Annotated in this window: 17 protein-coding genes; 5 read left to right on the forward strand and 12 right to left on the reverse strand. The window is 35.7% G+C overall.

Going from position 1 to position 17893, the window contains the following annotated elements; genetic code table 11:
- Positions 1-5: 5 nt before the first annotated feature.
- The 3 genes from VUJ46_RS04820 to VUJ46_RS04830 all read right to left on the reverse strand — a co-directional run bounded on the left by VUJ46_RS04820 (position 6) and on the right by VUJ46_RS04830 (position 5050).
- Positions 6-2588, reverse strand: a complete 2583-nt coding sequence (locus VUJ46_RS04820; RefSeq protein WP_326983866.1) for a DNA gyrase/topoisomerase IV subunit A — start codon at positions 2586-2588, stop codon at positions 6-8.
- 10 nt (positions 2589-2598) lie between these two features.
- Entirely contained in the window at positions 2599-3075 is a 477-nt protein-coding gene (locus VUJ46_RS04825; RefSeq protein ID WP_326983867.1) for a hypothetical protein, read from the reverse strand.
- A gap of 91 nt (positions 3076-3166) precedes the next feature.
- On the reverse strand, positions 3167-5050 hold the full coding sequence (locus VUJ46_RS04830) for a DNA topoisomerase IV subunit B (RefSeq protein ID WP_326983868.1): 1884 nt from the start codon (positions 5048-5050) through the stop codon (positions 3167-3169).
- Positions 5051-5329: 279 nt separating this feature from the next.
- Here VUJ46_RS04830 and VUJ46_RS04835 point away from each other — a divergent pair, with 279 nt between their 5' ends.
- On the forward strand, positions 5330-6478 hold the full coding sequence (locus VUJ46_RS04835) for a methionine aminotransferase (protein WP_326983869.1): 1149 nt from the start codon (positions 5330-5332) through the stop codon (positions 6476-6478).
- A gap of 50 nt (positions 6479-6528) precedes the next feature.
- On the opposite strand, the gene VUJ46_RS04840 is transcribed toward VUJ46_RS04835, so the two are convergent.
- On the reverse strand, positions 6529-7293 hold the full coding sequence (locus VUJ46_RS04840) for an SDR family NAD(P)-dependent oxidoreductase (protein WP_326983870.1): 765 nt from the start codon (positions 7291-7293) through the stop codon (positions 6529-6531).
- 87 nt (positions 7294-7380) lie between these two features.
- On the reverse strand, positions 7381-8319 hold the full coding sequence (locus tag VUJ46_RS04845; RefSeq protein ID WP_326983871.1) for a helix-turn-helix domain-containing protein: 939 nt from the start codon (positions 8317-8319) through the stop codon (positions 7381-7383).
- 158 nt (positions 8320-8477) lie between these two features.
- Between VUJ46_RS04845 and VUJ46_RS04850 the strand changes: the two genes are divergently transcribed.
- Entirely contained in the window at positions 8478-8672 is a 195-nt protein-coding gene (locus VUJ46_RS04850; RefSeq protein WP_326983872.1) for a hypothetical protein, read from the forward strand.
- A 226-nt stretch (positions 8673-8898) separates the two neighbouring features.
- Positions 8899-9045, forward strand: a complete 147-nt coding sequence (locus VUJ46_RS04855; RefSeq protein ID WP_326983873.1) for a hypothetical protein — start codon at positions 8899-8901, stop codon at positions 9043-9045.
- Between the two features lie 7 nt (positions 9046-9052).
- Here the strand turns inward: VUJ46_RS04855 and VUJ46_RS04860 are convergent, their stop codons facing one another.
- On the reverse strand, positions 9053-10393 hold the full coding sequence (locus tag VUJ46_RS04860) for an IS5 family transposase (RefSeq protein WP_326981209.1): 1341 nt from the start codon (positions 10391-10393) through the stop codon (positions 9053-9055).
- A 195-nt stretch (positions 10394-10588) separates the two neighbouring features.
- On the opposite strand from VUJ46_RS04860, the gene VUJ46_RS04865 reads away from it, so the two are divergent.
- Positions 10589-10756, forward strand: a complete 168-nt coding sequence (locus VUJ46_RS04865; protein WP_326983874.1) for a hypothetical protein — start codon at positions 10589-10591, stop codon at positions 10754-10756.
- Between the two features lie 119 nt (positions 10757-10875).
- Here the strand turns inward: VUJ46_RS04865 and ychF are convergent, their stop codons facing one another.
- From ychF to VUJ46_RS04880, 3 genes are all read right to left on the reverse strand, one after another.
- Positions 10876-11967 (reverse strand): redox-regulated ATPase YchF, encoded by a 1092-nt coding sequence (gene ychF / locus VUJ46_RS04870; RefSeq protein ID WP_326983875.1) that lies wholly within the window; start codon positions 11965-11967, stop codon positions 10876-10878.
- 217 nt (positions 11968-12184) lie between these two features.
- Positions 12185-12721, reverse strand: coding sequence for a hypothetical protein (locus VUJ46_RS04875; protein WP_326983876.1), 537 nt, complete (start codon positions 12719-12721; stop codon positions 12185-12187).
- A 136-nt stretch (positions 12722-12857) separates the two neighbouring features.
- Positions 12858-13409 (reverse strand): ferritin, encoded by a 552-nt coding sequence (locus VUJ46_RS04880; protein WP_326983877.1) that lies wholly within the window; start codon positions 13407-13409, stop codon positions 12858-12860.
- Positions 13410-13966: 557 nt separating this feature from the next.
- On the opposite strand from VUJ46_RS04880, the gene VUJ46_RS04885 reads away from it, so the two are divergent.
- Positions 13967-14137: a bacteriocin-like protein gene (locus tag VUJ46_RS04885; protein WP_326983878.1), complete on the forward strand. Its 171-nt coding sequence runs from the start codon at positions 13967-13969 to the stop codon at positions 14135-14137.
- A 128-nt stretch (positions 14138-14265) separates the two neighbouring features.
- On the opposite strand, the gene VUJ46_RS04890 is transcribed toward VUJ46_RS04885, so the two are convergent.
- From VUJ46_RS04890 to VUJ46_RS04900, 3 genes are all read right to left on the reverse strand, one after another.
- Complete coding sequence (locus tag VUJ46_RS04890; protein WP_326983879.1) at positions 14266-15876, reverse strand: glycoside hydrolase family 10 protein; 1611 nt, start codon at positions 15874-15876, stop codon at positions 14266-14268.
- A 1187-nt stretch (positions 15877-17063) separates the two neighbouring features.
- On the reverse strand, positions 17064-17348 hold the full coding sequence (locus VUJ46_RS04895; protein WP_326983880.1) for a bacteriocin-like protein: 285 nt from the start codon (positions 17346-17348) through the stop codon (positions 17064-17066).
- Positions 17349-17551: 203 nt separating this feature from the next.
- The gene (locus VUJ46_RS04900; RefSeq protein WP_326983881.1) at positions 17552-17836 is read right to left on the reverse strand and encodes a bacteriocin-like protein; all 285 of its coding nucleotides are present in this window, start codon (positions 17834-17836) and stop codon (positions 17552-17554) included.
- Positions 17837-17893 lie beyond the last annotated feature (57 nt).

Here is a 17893-nt window from a genome sequence, read left to right on the forward strand (position 1 = left end):
ATTATTTAATTTTCAGGTGTTTCATCACTTTGAAATAAATCCCCAATCGTTCCGCCATCTTCTTCACCTTCAATACGTTCCGGTTCTTCGTAAACTTCAGGTTCTTCTTCTTCAGGTTCAGGAATTGTAATATTAATTGACTTTACCTTAAACTTGGTAAACTGATTTCCAATGGCTTTAATGCCTTTTACGGTAATAAACTCGTCAATATCCACCGTTTCAGGATCGCGGTCTTTTCCTTTATCTTTAGCGAAAATAATTTCTGCAGAAGCACCATTTGCTACAATAACATTTTCTATAAATGACTTGGAATGTTCTGACGGCATAAAGGTCTGTACATTCGGCGTATTTTCGAATAAGAATCTCTTAATGAAATAAATATCTTTTTCTCCATCATAATAAATACAAGTCACCGCCTGATCCGGGCGCCATTTTTCAAGTACCAAATACTCATCATCAAAACGGTTTCCAAGATCGAAAGAAACCAGTTTAGCTTCACCGTTAGTATTGATTGTCAATATTTTATCATCTCCTTTGAAGCTTCCCAGTAAAGTTCCTCTTGCATCTGCATTCAGTCTTCTCACGGTATCATCAAACCAGATTCTTCTCGGTGCCAAAGTAGAAACACCCTCTTCTTTCATGTCTACTTTTTTCACCGCATATTTTGTCACCAGATTTCCTTTAGAATCACGGCCTTTGATGGCCAGTTCAGAGAAATCGATGTCCATTTTATTTTTTCTGATGCGTGGATTAGGTTTTAGCAAAACACTCACTGTTTCTGCCTCACCATTCGGATTTGCTGAAAAATAAAGTGTTTCCGAACCTTTTTTATCGGAAGCCAAAGGATAATCCGTATTTCTGGTAACCCCCGTCACCGAAAAACGTTTCATATAGTAAGGACCGTTTGTTCCTTCACGATAGATCATGTTGTAGACGGTTCTTTTGTCATTTTTCTTCCAAATGGCAACGTGAAGAATATCTTTTCCGATGAACGTTTTCGCTTCTACTTTTACCACCTTCATGCTTCCGTCTTTTCTGAAGGTAATAATATCATCAATATCCGAACAATCGAATAAATACTGATCTTTTTTCAAAGAAGTTCCAATAAAACCTTCTTCAAAATTGGCGTAGAATTTCTCGTTAGCCACCGCAACTTTCGTCGCATCAATCGTATCAAAAATTCTAAGTTCGGTTTTTCTTTGTCTGTCTTTTCCGTATTTTTTCTGAATATTTAAATAATAATCAATCGCATACTGAATAAGATTCGCCAAATGATGTTTTACCTGCTCGATTTTACCTTCAAGCGCAGCAATATTTTCTTTAAATTTATCTAAATCGAATCTCGAAATTCTCTTAATTCTGATTTCCGTCAATTTTAAAATATCTTCTTCCGTAACCGCTCTTAAAAGATGTTTCGTATGAGGTTTTAATCCAGAATCAATGGTCTTCAGAACCTCTTCCCAGCTTTTAACCTCTTCAATATCGTGGTAAATTCTGTTTTCAATGAAAATTCTTTCCAATGAAGAGAAATGCCAGCTTTCCTGTAACTCGTGAAGTTCAATTTCAAGCTCTTTTTTAAGCAAAGAAACGGTATGATCTGTATTTCTTCTCAGAATTTCAGAAACATTCAGGAACATAGGCTTATCACCGACAATTACGCAGGCATTCGGTGAAATCGTAACCTGACAATCGGTAAATGCGTATAGCGCATCAATGGTTTTATCAGGTGAAGAATCATTGGGAAGATGGATTAAAATTTCGACTTTATCCGAAGTATTATCTTCAATTTTCTTAATTTTAATTTTTCCTTTTTCATTGGCTTTCAACACAGAATCAATTAAATCTCCTGTATTCTTTGAAAAAGGAAGTTCTGTGATCATCAAAGTATGTTTATCAACCTGCGTGATTCTCGCTCTTGCTCTTACTTTTCCACCTCTGTGACCGTCATTATATTCGGAAACATCAAGGAAACCTGCCGTAAGGAAATCTGGATATAAATCAAACTTTTTGCCCTTTAAATGAGCAACAGAAGCATTAATTAATTCATTAAAATTATGCGGAAGAATTTTGGTGGAAAGTCCAACCCCGATTCCTTCAACTCCCTGAGCCAAAAGCAACGGGAACTTTACCGGAAGATCGATCGGCTCGTTATTTCTGCCATCATAAGACTTTGCCCAGTCTGTTGTTTTCGGGTTGAAAACCACTTCCAGCGCAAAAGAAGTCAGTCTTGCTTCTATATATCTCGCTGCAGCTGCAGAGTCACCGGTATAAATATTACCCCAATTTCCCTGAGTATCAATCAGCAACTCTTTTTGCCCGATTCCCACCATGGCATCTGTAATAGAAGCATCACCGTGGGGGTGATATTTCATGGTATTTCCTACGATATTGGCCACCTTATTGTAACGTCCGTCTTCCAGCTCACGCATCGAATGCATAATTCTCCGCTGAACGGGTTTAAAACCATCATAAACAGACGGTATAGCCCTGTCTAATATTACATAAGAGGCATAATCAAGGAACCAGTCTTTATAAAGACCGGACACTTTTTTCAGGCTCTCACCTTCATGCGAGTATTCTTCTGTCATCACTTAATTTTTAACCCTTTCTCTCGTTGTTCGTTTTTATTACTTTACTTAAAGAGAGTTTTAAATCGTTTACTTCTTTTTTTGTCAAATAGGAAATCTGATACTTCAGTATGGTAGATCCGCTGTTTTTACTTGAGATGGTAATATACAGACGCTTTACAAAAAAAACATTGATAATATCATAACTTATCAGCTTATATTTTGGAAATTCATCATGCAGAGGTTTATCCAAAAAAGGAATTACATTTCTGTTTTTAAAATTGAGTGCTTCGCCATCGCTGTCGTATTCAAAGATCTGCCTGCCGTTAAAATAAAAGAACAGAATCAGAACTATGGGAATAATAAGGAAAAAATAACTTTCCTTACCCAGAATATTAAATCTGAATTCTTCAAGCAAAAATACTGCGATCCCCCCGAGGAGCATCATCAGTAATATGGTGTTTAAAAAATTGTAAACCGAAGCTTTGTTACGGTTACTGAGTCTCATAGTTTTGGTGTTTAAATTATAAATTTTTTATTTCTACCCTGTTGTGTTTATGTTTTTGTCCTGCCATCTATTTGTACATATTCTTCGGCTCTTATTCCGAAAATTCTGCTGCCAGTTCCTTATTATCAATATCAGTATCTTCCACTACCAGATTTTCAAGAATAAACGTTTGCCTGTCCGGTGTATTCTTCCCCATATAAAACTCCAGTAACTGATCAATAGTCTGATCTTTCCCCACCACTACAGGTTCAAGGCGGATATCTTTTCCAATGAAATGTTTGAACTCATCAGGCGAAATTTCTCCCAATCCTTTAAATCGGGTGATTTCAGGATTTTTTCCCAATTCGTTCAGCGCCTTTACTCTTTCCATTTCTGAGTAGCAATATCTCGTTTCCTTCTTATTTCTCACCCTGAATAAGGGGGTCTGAAGGATATAAAGATGGCCGTTTTTAATTAAATCCGGAAAAAACTGCAGAAAGAACGTAATCATCAACAGACGAATATGCATTCCGTCGACGTCCGCATCAGTCGCGATAATTACCTGATTGTACCTTAAATCCTCTAAGCTTTCTTCAATATTTAAAGCAGCCTGCAGCAAGTTGAATTCTTCATTTTCATAGACCACTTTCTTGGTTAACCCATAACAGTTCAATGGCTTACCTTTCAATGAAAACACCGCCTGGGTTTCAACATCTCTGGATTTTGTGATAGATCCGGATGCAGAATCTCCCTCAGTAATGAAGATTTGGGTTTCCCCTTTTCTCTCATTTTTCTGGTCGTTGTAATGCTGTCTGCAATCACGAAGTTTTTTGTTGTGAAGAGACACTTTTTTTGCTCTTTCTCTCGCCAGTTTCTGAATTCCTGAAAGCTCTTTTCTTTCTCTTTCCGAGATTAAAATTTTACGCTGAATCGCTTCTGCAATTTCAGGATTCTTATGTAAAAAGTTGTCTAATTTACTTTTAAGGAAATCAATAATAAAAGTTCTTACCGTTGGTCCGTTTGGTCCTACGTCATTGGAACCTAACTTGGTCTTCGTCTGAGATTCGAAAACAGGTTCTTCCACATTAATGGAAACCGCTGCTACAATCGATTTTCTAACATCGGAAGCATCGAAACTTTTATTAAAAAACTCGCGGATTGTTTTTACATACGCTTCACGGAAAGCATTCAAATGTGTCCCTCCCTGTGTTGTATTCTGTCCGTTTACGAAAGAAAAATAGGTTTCAGTCTGTGATTTATCGGTGTGGGTAATTGCTACTTCTATATCACTGTCTTTCAGGTGAATGATTGGATAAAGCGTTTCACTTTCCAATTCTTCTTCCAACAGATCTTTAAGACCGTTTTCAGAATAAAAAGTTTCCCCGTTGAAAAGAATTTTCAAGCCCGGATTCAGATAAGAATAATTACGGAGCATTCTCTCGATATACTCTTTTCTGAATTTAAAATGAAGAAAAATCTCCCCATCCGGAATAAATGAAATCTCAGTACCATTACGGTCTGAAGTCTCTTTTTCCTCAAAATCTTCAGTGATAATACCTCGCGAAAACTCTGCCACTTTCAGTCTTCCATCACGGAAAGAACGCACACGGAAATAATCAGAAAGGGCATTTACCGCTTTCGTACCGACCCCGTTCAAACCTACTGATTTTTTGAAGGCTTTACTGTCATACTTACCCCCAGTATTCATTTTGGAAACAGCATCAACCACCTTTCCTAAAGGAATTCCACGACCAAAGTCTCGAATAGTAACTTTACCTTCGTCCAGTTTTATTTCGATTCTTTTCCCGGATCTCATTCTAAACTCATCAATTGAGTTGTCCAGAATTTCCTTTAGCAAAATATAGATTCCGTCATCTGCAGACGAGCCATCGCCAAGCTTTCCGATATACATACCGGGACGCAGACGAATGTGCTCCTGCCAATCGAGGGTTCTTATATTATCTTCTGAATAGGTTGGATTTATTTCTTGTGACATATGTATTTTCAGCAAACATACAAAAATACGAAAATGAATAAAATTATCCGAATTTTAACCCCTCTTTTTCTCATTTTTATTATCTTATGAGTATAATCAATCGTCAGGTGAAGAAGACTTTATTTCATTACCTCAAATTATCATTTAATAAATTTCTTTTTAAGATTTTGTTTCATTTCCATTGAGTTAACACTTTACTTTCCGATTTAATTTAAATTTAGCACTAAACACTTTAATTTTTTCAGTAAATTCGAGGATGTTTTAAAAAATTTCAGTTACATGATACAACTTCCTTTATCCAAACTTTCCAATGTGGGTACCACTATTTTCAGCCAGATGACACAACTTGCCAATGAAAATGAGGCCATCAATCTATCGCAAGGGTTCCCCGATTTTATGCCGGATTCTGAGCTGTTGAACCATGTTGATCATTTCATCAAAAAAGGCTTCAATCAATATGCTCCAATGGGTGGAATGATTGGTTTAAAAGAAGAAATTGCCCGAAAGATTGAAAATTCGCATCAGGCAATATATCATCCGGATTCTGAAATTACGGTGACAGCCGGCGGAACTCAGGCCATCTTTACAGCCATTGCCACTTTTGTAAAAAAAGATGATGAAGTGATTATTTTTGAACCCGCTTATGACTGCTACGAACCGACCGTGGAACTTTTCGGAGGAATTATAAAACGTTTTGAAATGAAAGCGCCCGATTATGAAATAGATTGGAATCTGGTTAAAAGCTTGGTGACTGAAAAAACCAAAATGATTATTCTGAACAATCCGAATAATCCTTCAGGAAGAATTTTAAAGGAGAATGATATTCAGGAATTGATCAATATTGTAAAGGGAACTTCAATTCTGATTTTAAGTGATGAAGTCTACGAAAATATTGTTTTTGACGGAAAGCAACATTTAAGCATCTGTAAATATCCGGAATTAAAGGAAAGAAGTCTTTTAGTGGCATCTTTTGGAAAATTATTTCACGTGACGGGCTGGAAGGTCGGATATTGCGCAGCACCAAAAGTTTTAACCGATGAATTCCGGAAAATCCATCAGTTCAATGTTTTTTCGGTGAACACGCCTATTCAGCTGGCTTTGGCAGAATACATGAAAAATGATGAACATTATAATCAGTTGAATCAATTTTTTCAGGAAAAAAGAGATTTTTTAAGAAAAGGACTTGCTAATACTTCGTTTGAATTGCTGGATTGCGAAGGAACTTATTTTCAGGCTTTGAAATATGATAAAATTTCAGATAAAAATGATTTTGATTTTGCCAGCGACCTGACCATCAACCACAAAGTGGCAAGCGTACCTTTTTCATCGTTTTATAAAAATAAACTGAATGAAAATGTGATTCGTTTATGTTTTGCGAAGAAGCAGGAAACACTGGAAAAAGCCATTGAAAATTTATCTAAATTATAGAATAAAAGCAGTAGAATTTCTACTGCTTTTTATTTATAGCGTGAATATTTTTATAAAAACATTCCGCCAGAAGCTTCAATTCTCTGTCCGTTGATCCAACGTGCATCTTCTGTACAAAGGAAAGCTACCACTCCACCGATGTCATCAGGAACGCCCACTCTTCCTAAAGCCGTATTTCCTGCAACCATCGCATTTACATGCTCATCATCTCTTGTTCTTCCGCCCCCGAAATCGGTTTCAATTGCTCCCGGCGCCACCACATTTGACTTGATTTTTCTCGCTCCCAATTCTTTTGCCTGATATTTCGTCAGCATGTCGATCGCCGCTTTCATAGAACCGTAAACCGAAGATCCCGGAACTGCAAATCTTGCCAACCCTGAAGAAATGTTGATAATTCCTCCGTCGCTGTTGATGAAAGGTAAAAACTTCTGCGTTAAGAAAAATACCCCTTTGAAATGAATATCTACCATATCATCCAACTGTTCTTCCGTAACATCAGGAATTGGCGAATACAAAGCCGTTCCCGCGTTATTTACCAAGAAATCGATATTTCTGCTTCCCGTATTTTCTTCCAGATGATCTCCTACTGTTTTCACAAAAGCATCAAAACTTTTAAGATCTTTAGTATCTAACTGATATGCAATTGCTTTTTGTCCCAAAGCCTGAATTTCTTTTACCACTGCCTCAGCTTCTTCTTTATTGCTTCTGTAGGTGATGATAATATCAAGCCCTTTTTGTGCCGTTTTAATAGCTGAATTTTTTCCTAAACCACGGCTTCCACCGGTTATTAATGCGATTTTTGTTCTTGTGCTCATTTTATTATGTTATTTAATGATACAAAGTTGGCGTATTTTTGAAAGCAGATGTTTGCTTGAATCAATCTGAAATTTGCAAAATTCAAATCAGGTGCGAAATTCTAAAGGCGTAATCGTTGTTTTCTTTTTAAAAAAGTTAGAAAAGTGCGCAATTTCTTCAAAACCTAGGGCGTAAGAAATCTCAGAAACCGTCCATTTTGTTTGTTTTAATAATATTTTTGCTTCCTGAATTAATCGATCAGCAATGAATTCGGTTGTGGTTTTTCCAGTGCTTTCTTTTAGTTTTTTATTTAAATAATTAACGTGAACAGCCAATCGATCGGCGTAATCCTTTGCTGTTTTCAATTGCAATCTCTGTTCTGAAGATTCTATAGGAAACTGCCTTTCCAATAATTCGATGAACAAAGAAACAACACGCAGCGAAGCGTCATTCGAGGTCGATAATTTCGAGGCAGGCTGTAATTTCTGACCATAATGAATAAGTTCAAGCACATAATTCCGAATCAAATCGTATTTAAAAATATAATCCGATTCTATTTCTTTTTTCATTTTAAAATACAACTGCTCGATCTCATCTGCCAGCTCATCATCAATTTCAAAAATCGGAACATTTCCCGGTTGAAAAATAGGTAAACTTTCGAGTGTGCTGTGAGACTTATCTTTAATGAAAAAATCTTCTGTAAACACGCAAAAACTCCCCGACTGATTAGGATCTTCCGGAACCCAGTGATAAGGAACTTTCGGAGTCGCAAAAAGAAGGGCATTTTTCGTTATTGAAATCACTTTATCTGCATATTCTGCTCTGTTTCTGCCTCTTATTAAGCTTATCTTAAAATATCTTCTTCTGTTATAAGGCATTTCGGAAGTCATTCGTATTTTCTCAATCGTTTGAGCAATATCGAAAACATTAAAATGCCCAATATCTTTATGAAGCCCTTTCGGAAAAATACTCTCCAGATCTTTTCCCAGCTTCGCCGTCATTTCCCGATAAAAATCTTCCAAAGAAGTATGAGCTATCTTTTCCATAATTGAACATTTGTAAAATTCAAATATACAAACTTATAGACACATGATAATAAATACATTATTTATTCTGACTATTGAAAATTTTTCTATAATTAGTGATTTACCATTAATATTTTTCTTATCTTAGTTTTAAGCTAAAATACTAAAAATCAAATACTATGAAAGATTTACTTTTAACAAAAGGAAAGAAACTTAACAAAAAGCAATTGAAAACAATCGCTGGCGGATTATTAGACTGCATGCAGTCTGTAATCTGTACCGATCCACCATGTGAATTCTATCCGCCAGATGATTACAGAGCCTGTACACAAATCTCAATAAGCTGTGCACAAAAGGTATGCAGACCACTTTAGCAATTAAGATCAAACTAAATCATTAAAAATCAACAGTTATGAAAAACCAAAATTTACAAAAAGGTAAAAAATTAAACAAAAAACAATTAAGAGTAATCTCAGGTGGACTTCAAATGTGCTACGACAAAGATTCAGGCGAATGTATCGCGTATGGAAAACGATGTGCAGAATTCCAATGTGTATACCCTATTTTACCATAATTTAAATAAATCATAAAATTACAACTATGAAAAATCAAAATTTACAAAAAGACAAAAAGCTTAACAAAAAAGAATTAAAAACCATCAAAGGCAGACTTCAGATGTGTTGGGATGCTTTTACAGGAGAATGTACCTCTTATGGCAGACAATGTGCCGAGGCTCAATGTAAATAGTCGCTCCTTAAAAAGCTGTTTTTTGACTTTGAAAATTATATTTGCCTAAAAAGATTCGGAGAACAAGTTCGAGCCAAAGAAGAATTTGTTGTTTGATTTGATTCAATCTCATCTTCAAATTGTATCCAATCCCTGCTAATAATGCATTATTAATATCTCCAGCCACTCCTTTCAGGAAGTTTAATCCTAAGGAGTGGTTTCTTTTTAAATGAGAGATACAAGGTTCTATGGCTGCTCTTGCCCGGAATCTTAATCTGGCTACTTGTTGCCCATATTTTGTTTTTTCTTTTTTTGCGGGAAGCAAAATTGCTGTTCCTTCCACTTCTTTGATTCCTTTAAATCCTCTGTCTGTAGTGGCTTTCGTAGGTCTTGTTCCGCCAACGGATTTTCTTACCCTCTCACTCTGTGCCAATGATTCTTCAAGAGTTTTACTATCGTGAGGATTGCCAGAAAATCTCTTTACCGAGCTGATGATCCCTGTTTTCCGACCTCTTACTACTGCTACTTTTGTCCCAAACTCGTATGCTTTTCCCGATTTTCCTTTCGCAATACACGCAACTTGTGGCTCGTGAAGACTGTAAATTTTATCTTTCGTGGTACGTTCTTGGGTGAGTGCTTTAAGGTAAATTTTAAAAACGTCTTCGTAGCCTTTCAAAACATCTTTAGGAAGTTTTCTTTCCAATTCCCGAAGAACTCTTTTACCAATCGTCCTGAGCTTTTTCCTCGCCATTTTTGCCTTCTTCTGTCTTCTGGGATGATGTCCAAAAAAAGCGTCCCGCAATAATTGTTTGCTCACTCTTCTGTAGCTTTGTCTTTGTACAACGCTCTCTTTTTCTGCTATTTTTCTACAATTGTCGATTACTTTTTTTGCTAATTTGGCATCGGTAGGAAAGGTAATGTTCTTCTCCTGAACCGTCGTATCTACCTGAACTTCATCTTCTGTTTTGGCTTTGGGATGGAGAGAAACGCTTTGTCCCAAAAGAAATTCCAAACCCTTATCTCCAATTCTTTTTCTGAAGTGTACAAAATTGCTCGGATCGAAAGGCTGCTCTGTCTGGAAAAAGGTTTCTCCGGTAAAATATTGCCAATACGCATTCTCAATCCATCTCTCTATTACACTTTCATCACTTTCTTTAAACATTTCCTTGAGCAAAAGCATTCCTGCTATTTTACGGATAGCAATAGAAGGTCTTCCGTTTTCTGAAAATAATTTCTCAAACTCTGACTCCATTTTATCCCAGGAAATCTCCCCAGCTAATTTTACCACCGGATGCTCCATATTAATAAGCTCCGTAAGCCTGGTCTTGAATAAATTCTGCTGTAAATCCTCTCTTATTTTGCCTAACATTTTGCCACTTTTTATATCCTAAAAATACAATTTATTGCAATTTTTTACAACGATTTTTTACGAAATATAAGTGCATAAAACTGATAATCAAAATATTACTTGGTTTTTAAGGAATGACTAAATATTCTGATCCAGTTTTTCCTTAATAACTCGGATTTTAAACAACAAAATTAATAATTCACAAAATCAAAAAACATGAAAAATCACAACTTACCACAAGGCAAAAAGCTTAACAAAAAAGAATTAAGAGTTATTACCGGAGGCTTGAGAGACTGTATCGATCCTCAAACCGGCGGATGTAAAATTATCTCGATCGGATGCGCACAATTGGAATGCAGGCCACAAATAAACCCTATCGAGTAATAATATTAAAAAAAAAAAAAAAGAATACCATTCATTAACCCTAATGGTATTTTTTAAGCAAAAAACGCTCCCAAAATACATCGGAAGCGTTTTTCATTTATAACTAACTTTAATATTTCTTATACGTTGAATCTAAAGTGCATGATGTCGCCATCTTTCACGATATATTCTTTACCTTCTACAGAAAGTTTTCCTGCTTCTTTGATCTTTACTTCAGAACCATACGTCATATAATCATCAAACTTGATAACTTCTGCACGAATGAACCCTTTTTCAAAATCTGTGTGGATTACTCCAGCAGCCTGAGGCGCCGTCCAACCTTGTCCGATTGTCCAAGCTCTCACTTCTTTAACACCAGCTGTAAAATACGTCTGAAGCTTCAATAAATCGTAAGCCTTTCTGATCAAACGGTTTACACCCGGCTCCGTAAGACCAAGCTCTTCAAGGAAAATTTCTCTTTCTTCGAAAGTTTCAAGTTCGTTGATATCGGCTTCAATCTGAGCAGCTAAAACGACCACTTCAGCGCCTTCACCTTTTGCCATTTCCTCGATCTTCCCGATCCATTCGTTTCCGTTTTTAATTGAATTTTCATCCACATTACAAACGTAAAGAACAGGCTTATTTGTCAGCAACTGAACTTCTCCTATTACAGATTTAGCAAAATCATCCGTTGCGAATTCTCTAGCATTTTTACCATCTTCTAAGAATTTCTGAAGATTCTGAAGCGTTTCATACGTCAAAATATCTTCTTTTTTTCCGGATTTGATGAACTTTTTCGCTTTCTCCACTGCTTTTCCAACAGTTTCCAAATCTTTTAATTGAAGTTCAATATCAATAATTTCTTTATCTCTTAAAGGATCTACCGAACCTTCTACGTGAATGATATTTCCGTTATCAAAACATCTCAAAACATGGATAATAGCCTCACACTCACGGATGTTAGCAAGAAACTGATTTCCTAAACCTTCTCCTTTGCTCGCTCCTTTTACAAGACCCGCAATATCTACGATCTCTACAACCGCCGGCAAAACTCTCTCCGGTTTTACTAATTTTTCCAGTTCAAACAATCTGTGATCCGGTACAGAAACTGTTCCCAAATTCGGCTCGATTGTACAGAAAGGATAATTGGCTGACTGAGCTTTTGCGTTGCTCAAACAGTTAAAAAGAGTTGATTTACCTACATTTGGTAAGCCTACGATTCCACATTTCATATTGTAAAATTCTAAGTTTTATGTTTAATGTTCTCAGTTTAATAAAATTCAACTTTACATTTTGAATTCTTAAACCTTAAACTTTCAGCGTGCAAAGATAGTGATTTTAAAGGGAGATTCATAATAAAAAAATCTGCCAGTATTCTGACAGATTTTCAATTCGTTAATTTAAAAATCGTTTATATACTTTCATTATAAAGTAAATACAATATCCACATTACCAATCATTATTTTTATTTTCAACCAAATCTTTTTTGAAATTTTTTATAAAAGTATTTGTAAATGCTTCCGCAAACATGACAGCATTTTGAAATCGAACAATCCCTCTACTATTAAAAAAATTTCCAATTGTTGCCACATTATTGTTATCTGTATTTCTTAAATTTACAAAACTAGGCCTGATCATAATTTTACCATCTTTAAAATTGATCTCATATCTGTTTACAACCCTCCAAACATTAGGACCTTCTCTATTAATAAAAATAGTTCTAGATGTTTGGCTCATAATATTTAAAACAATTTGCTCATTTTCTAACTCTACATATTGCTCATTCAACAACTCTTTATATAGCTTATTAACATTCTCTTTTACAATTTTAAAAAGATACTCTTTTTTATGTCCCTGAAAATCAATCACAACATAATTCTTAGTATTATCTTCCTTTAATTTATAATTTGCCTCTGTTAATATAAATTCTTGCGAAAAAGCAAAATTAGCTAATAGCAATACAATCAGTAAAAATATTTTTCTCATAGTTATTATTTTTACAAATATAGCCAATCTACACCATCAGACTTTATGGGAAACAGTAATCAAGACTATTAAAAATCAAAAAAATCTGCCAGTATTCTGACAGATTTTCAATAATTTAAATTTCACCAAACGGTTTTTATGGATTATCTCCTGTAGCTTCCTGAGCCAAAGGAACACCATTCGGTGCGCTTTGTAAAGTTTTATCTAAAGTAAACAGAGATTCGTCCGTAGCTCTGTCTCCACCTGCTATTTTCAATTTATCGATCAGGTTCTGAGCCAGTGTTTCCTCTTCAATTTGTTCCTGAACAAACCACTGCATGAAATTCCATGTTGCCCAGTCTTTTTCCTCTAATGAAAGATCTACAATTCTATAAATTGCCGTTGTGTTATCTACTTCATGTTTAAAAACGCCATCGAAACACTCCGTTAAATTTTTAGGATCTGCAGGCGGCGCGGGAATCGTATCAACTTTAGGCTTTCCACCGCGGTTTAACACATATTCCATAAACTTAATTGAATGATTTCTTTCCTCCTGAGCATGTCTATACAAAAAATTAGCAATTCCCTGATATCCTTTATCATCCGCCCAGATTCCGTACGATAAAAAAACGTGTGAAGCATGAATTTCTTTGTTCATTTGGTCGCTCAATGCTTTTTCGATAGTCTCGGAAAGTCTTTTAGTATTCATAATGTATATTTTTAGTTGTGATTAATGAATACGATACAAAAATGGTTCCGAGAAGTTTTCAATTTAAATCAAATCAGAGAATATAAATTTATAATTTATTGAATTACTTTATTTTAAGTTAATAATTTATAGTTATTCTAAACTTCTTTTGCTATTCTGAATGCTTTTTTTTTATTCATTGACTTGTTTAAATTTTTTATGAGTTTAATCCCGCTTTCCGCTATATCTTTTTCATTACGGCTTCCGCTTTGCTCCAGCCGCAACAAAAAAGGATGCCGCTGCAATCGGGGCTAGCAATGTTGTCGTTTAAGTATTGGGAAATATTTTCAGAGTTTGAAATTAAAAAGTTTAATTATGAAGTACATTTGACTAATTACCATTGATTATTTATCATTTATCTACATGAACCACCCCGACAAAAATTCTTGCAAATTTTTGCCACCCCTCCTCTGGAGGAGAATTTTTTGTGAGCGGTTTTAAATCCATAAACAACTGGTTTACTTTAAATTAATTATTGTTATTTTTAAACAGTATTAATCAAGTCAAAAATAATAATCATGAAAAATGTAAAAAAACTCAACAGAAACGAAATGAAAACAGTTTCAGGAAACGGATTATTAGATCCTGTCTGCAAACTTCTTTGCTCTTTGGCAGATTCCGGGCTGCTGAATCTCACCGATATTCAGTCATTTTTATGTCCGGATTTAGATTGTGCAAACGCTAATTAAAGGAAGTAAAAAGTAAAAAGATTCAAGTAGTGAAGTTGAAATTTTCACATTACTACAACAATCAATTCATTAAAAAAAACAAACCGGCTCTTATGAACCGGTTTTTATATTGAATAAAATTCTAAATTTTACTTAATTTTTTTCGCAAGATAATCACTTTCGTTTCCTAATCTGTCGACTGCTTTAATGGCTACCCCATTCAGTTTTTTGCCATCTTTAGATTTTGGAACTTCTTTTGAAAGCGTATCTAAAGTTAAAATTTCGGTTTCCCAAACGCCGTTATATTGTGTGAAAAGCACCCATTGGAAAACATCTTTTATATTTTTGTTGCTCCAGCTTACCTGTACAAAATTTCCGTTATCATTGGTAAAAACTGTCGGAGTCTGCAAAGGTGTTGCTTTCAGCCAAGAAGTTTTCGGAACCAACGCTTTTTCTTTGTACGGACCGTTTTTCAAGGTAGGAAGCATATTTGCATTTTTCGTTAAACCAGCAATACTCCAATGTACTTCACCTGCATCTTTTCCTAGCACCTGCCTTGAAATTTCAATCTGATTCTTAATTTCTGTTGGGCGGTCAGACGTTTTAATCTCAACCGTATTTAATCCTGGCCAAAGGTGACGGTTCATTGTGTTTTCAGATTTCCACCAGCTCAATAATCCTTCAAAAGGTTGTCCCTTAGACTCTATCGGCCAGTATAATTGAGGTGAGAAATAATCCACCCAACCTTTATTCAGCCATAATTTGGCATCTGCATACAATTCGTCATATTGAGAAGATCCCACAACACCAGCCGGATAACCCGGTTTCCAGATTCCAAAGGGACTGATCCCGAATCTCACATAGCTTTTCTCTGCATGAATTTCTTTATATATTCTTTCAACAAATTTATTTACGTTTTCTCTTCTCCAGTCTGCTCTTGTTAAAGTTCCGCCATTTCTTACATATTCATTCCAGGTGGCATTATCCGGGAAATCTGCCCCTTTATTATACGTCGCATAAGGATAAAAATAATCATCAAAATGCACCGCATCAATATCATATCTCTTCACAATATCCTTCACGACATTCGAAACGTGACCTTGTGTTTTAGGATTGGCAGGATCAAACCAATACATTCCGTTCTTTAGCCTTACCACGATATCCGATAGCTTATTCGCCATCGATAAACTGTTGGGGGAGCCACCGTTGGTATGATGGGCACGGTAAGGATTTAACCAGACGTGAAGTTCCAGTCCTCTCTTGTGAGCCTCTTCGATCCAAAACTGCAGCGGATCGTAATTTGGATAGGGAGCTCTTCCCGTTTCGCCGGTCAAAAAGTAAGACCAAGGCTCAATATTACTGGTATATAAAGCATCTGCCGATGGTCTCACCTGAAAAATAACCGCGTTGAAATTATTATCTCTCAACATATCCAACATAGAAATTGCCTCCGCTTTTTGCTGATCAACCGTCAAATTATTTCTTGACGGCCAATTGATATTGGCCACACTGGCGATCCATGCGCCGCGAAACTCTCTCCTGATCTCCGGAAGATGGGTTCTGAAAACTTCTTCTTCCTTTGGCGGAACATTAGGTTTTATGGTAGCAACGGGAGGTTTTGGCGCTGAATTGCGAACCGGTACCGTTTTATTTTTGTCCGGTGTTGATCCTTTTACCGCATTATTTTGTACGGAGCATGAGTTTCCGACTACTGCAAAAGAACTGAGCAGGAACAATAATTTTATCGTATTGATTTTCATATATAGCAAAAATGAAAGATAATCATTTATTAAGAAAAAGCAAATTTATAAACTTAGAATCAAAAAACAATAAAACTGTTAGTAGCAGAATATAAGAAACAATTGCTTTCTTATCTTAGCAAAAATGACATAATTACACTCTGAAAACTGTTTGTATTTCTGTGGAGGAGCTCCAAAATCCTGAAAAATAATCCCCGGATTATGTGACAGCACTTATTTTAAAATGAATTCAAAAGATAGATTTTTACACATTATTAACCATCAGGTTTTGTTCTCGATATACCTCATCTAAAAATAGATAATCATGGGTCAGGTCTACCATTTGGGGAGAAATCGTTTAGGTATATTTTTTACCAAAGATGCACCAATATTTCTATCTCCACAAAGGTCACCGATTTTGACAACTGCTGCTGATATTTTTCTTCATAATCTTTGTGTTCTCTCATAAGTACCAAGGCTTGGTAAGACTTAAGACGGTTAATTATCAGAAAACTTGACATTTCGTGTTCAATGTTTAAATCTTGAGGGAAAATCTTCATCATATGCAAAATCCTGGATAGCAAAAAATAAAAATTTCGACTCAAATCCTCCGATCTTTTACTGTGTTCCCACTTTTTAAACTGATCCATAATCAGGATCGGTTTAAAAACTTGGGGAGAAATTCTTTAGATATTTTTTTGCCACGAATGCACGAATATTTTTATTCCCCACAGATCCTTCTCTATTTGTTGGTTTTTCGCAAAGCCGCAAAGATATTTTTTAATACTTTATGTTTTTAAGACGCAAGGATTTTATCAAAGATAAAATTGAGGGCTGCATATTATCGCCACGGATACTCGAATATTTTTATTTCCTACAGATCGCATAGATTTTCCACAGATGGTATCGTTGATTTTCTTTGTTTAACCTTTGCGGTCTTTTATAGGTAGAAAGGTTTGGTGAGAATTAAAAATGGGGAGTTGTCAAAAAACTTGTAGAGCCCTGGTGTTCAATATGTAAAGTGTAAGGAAAAAATCTGCATCATTTGCAAAATCTGCGAGAGTAACAAAAAACGTTCTGATGAGTTAACCTTTTTGCTTAGTCCCCAAGTTTTGCGCTTGATCACATAATCATGTAAAAAATTTTATTATGCCAAACATAAAAAAACCGCTCTAAAAGAACGGCTGTTATTTACTATGTCTGCTGGATTAGCAAGAAGCGTTACAATTCAAAAGCTTGATTTGGATGACTCCGTTTACGACACACTGTACATTACACAATGTTCCTTCCAATACGCCGCCAACACCCGTTACAACACCGCCTACAGTACCTACAACACCTCCTACAAGGTCGCCAACAACACCACCAACTCCTCCGATAGCGCCGCCCACGGCACCACCGATACCGCCTATAAGCCCTCCAAGACCGTCAAGCAGACCATCTCCAGTAATTGTTTTTAGCTCATTTCTGTCTAGTTTTTTGAAATTTTTCATGACTTTTTTTTTAATGATTAATACATCACTAAGATATGAATAATTATATTATTTTGAAATATTTTTCTTTAAAAATTGTATTAAATCTTTATAGATTTACAATTCATAAACATCCGATATTCAAAGTACAGGCACCGTTCCTTAGTTGATAAAAAAACCGCTCTTTTCAGAGCGGTTACACCTTTACTTTACTTGTTATTTAATTAGCAAGCAGAGCCGCAAGAAAGAAGTTTAATTTGAACTACTCCTCCTACAACGCACTGTACCTGGCAAAGTGTACCTTCTACTACTGTACCTACCCCTCCAACGGCACCACCTACAGCACCTACTACACCGCCGACAGCACCGCCAACTACACCTACTACTCCACCTACGGCACCGCCGATAGCCCCTACAAGACCACCAACTAAACCACCGATTGGATCAAGTAATCCGTTTCCTGAAATAGTTTTCAACTCATTTCTGTCTAATTTTTTGAAGTTTTTCATGACTTTTTTTTATGTGATTAATACATCACTAAGATAGGAATAATTATTTTATTTCAA

Source organism: Chryseobacterium sp. MYb264, from assembly GCF_035974275.1.
GTDB lineage: Bacteria > Bacteroidota > Bacteroidia > Flavobacteriales > Weeksellaceae > Chryseobacterium.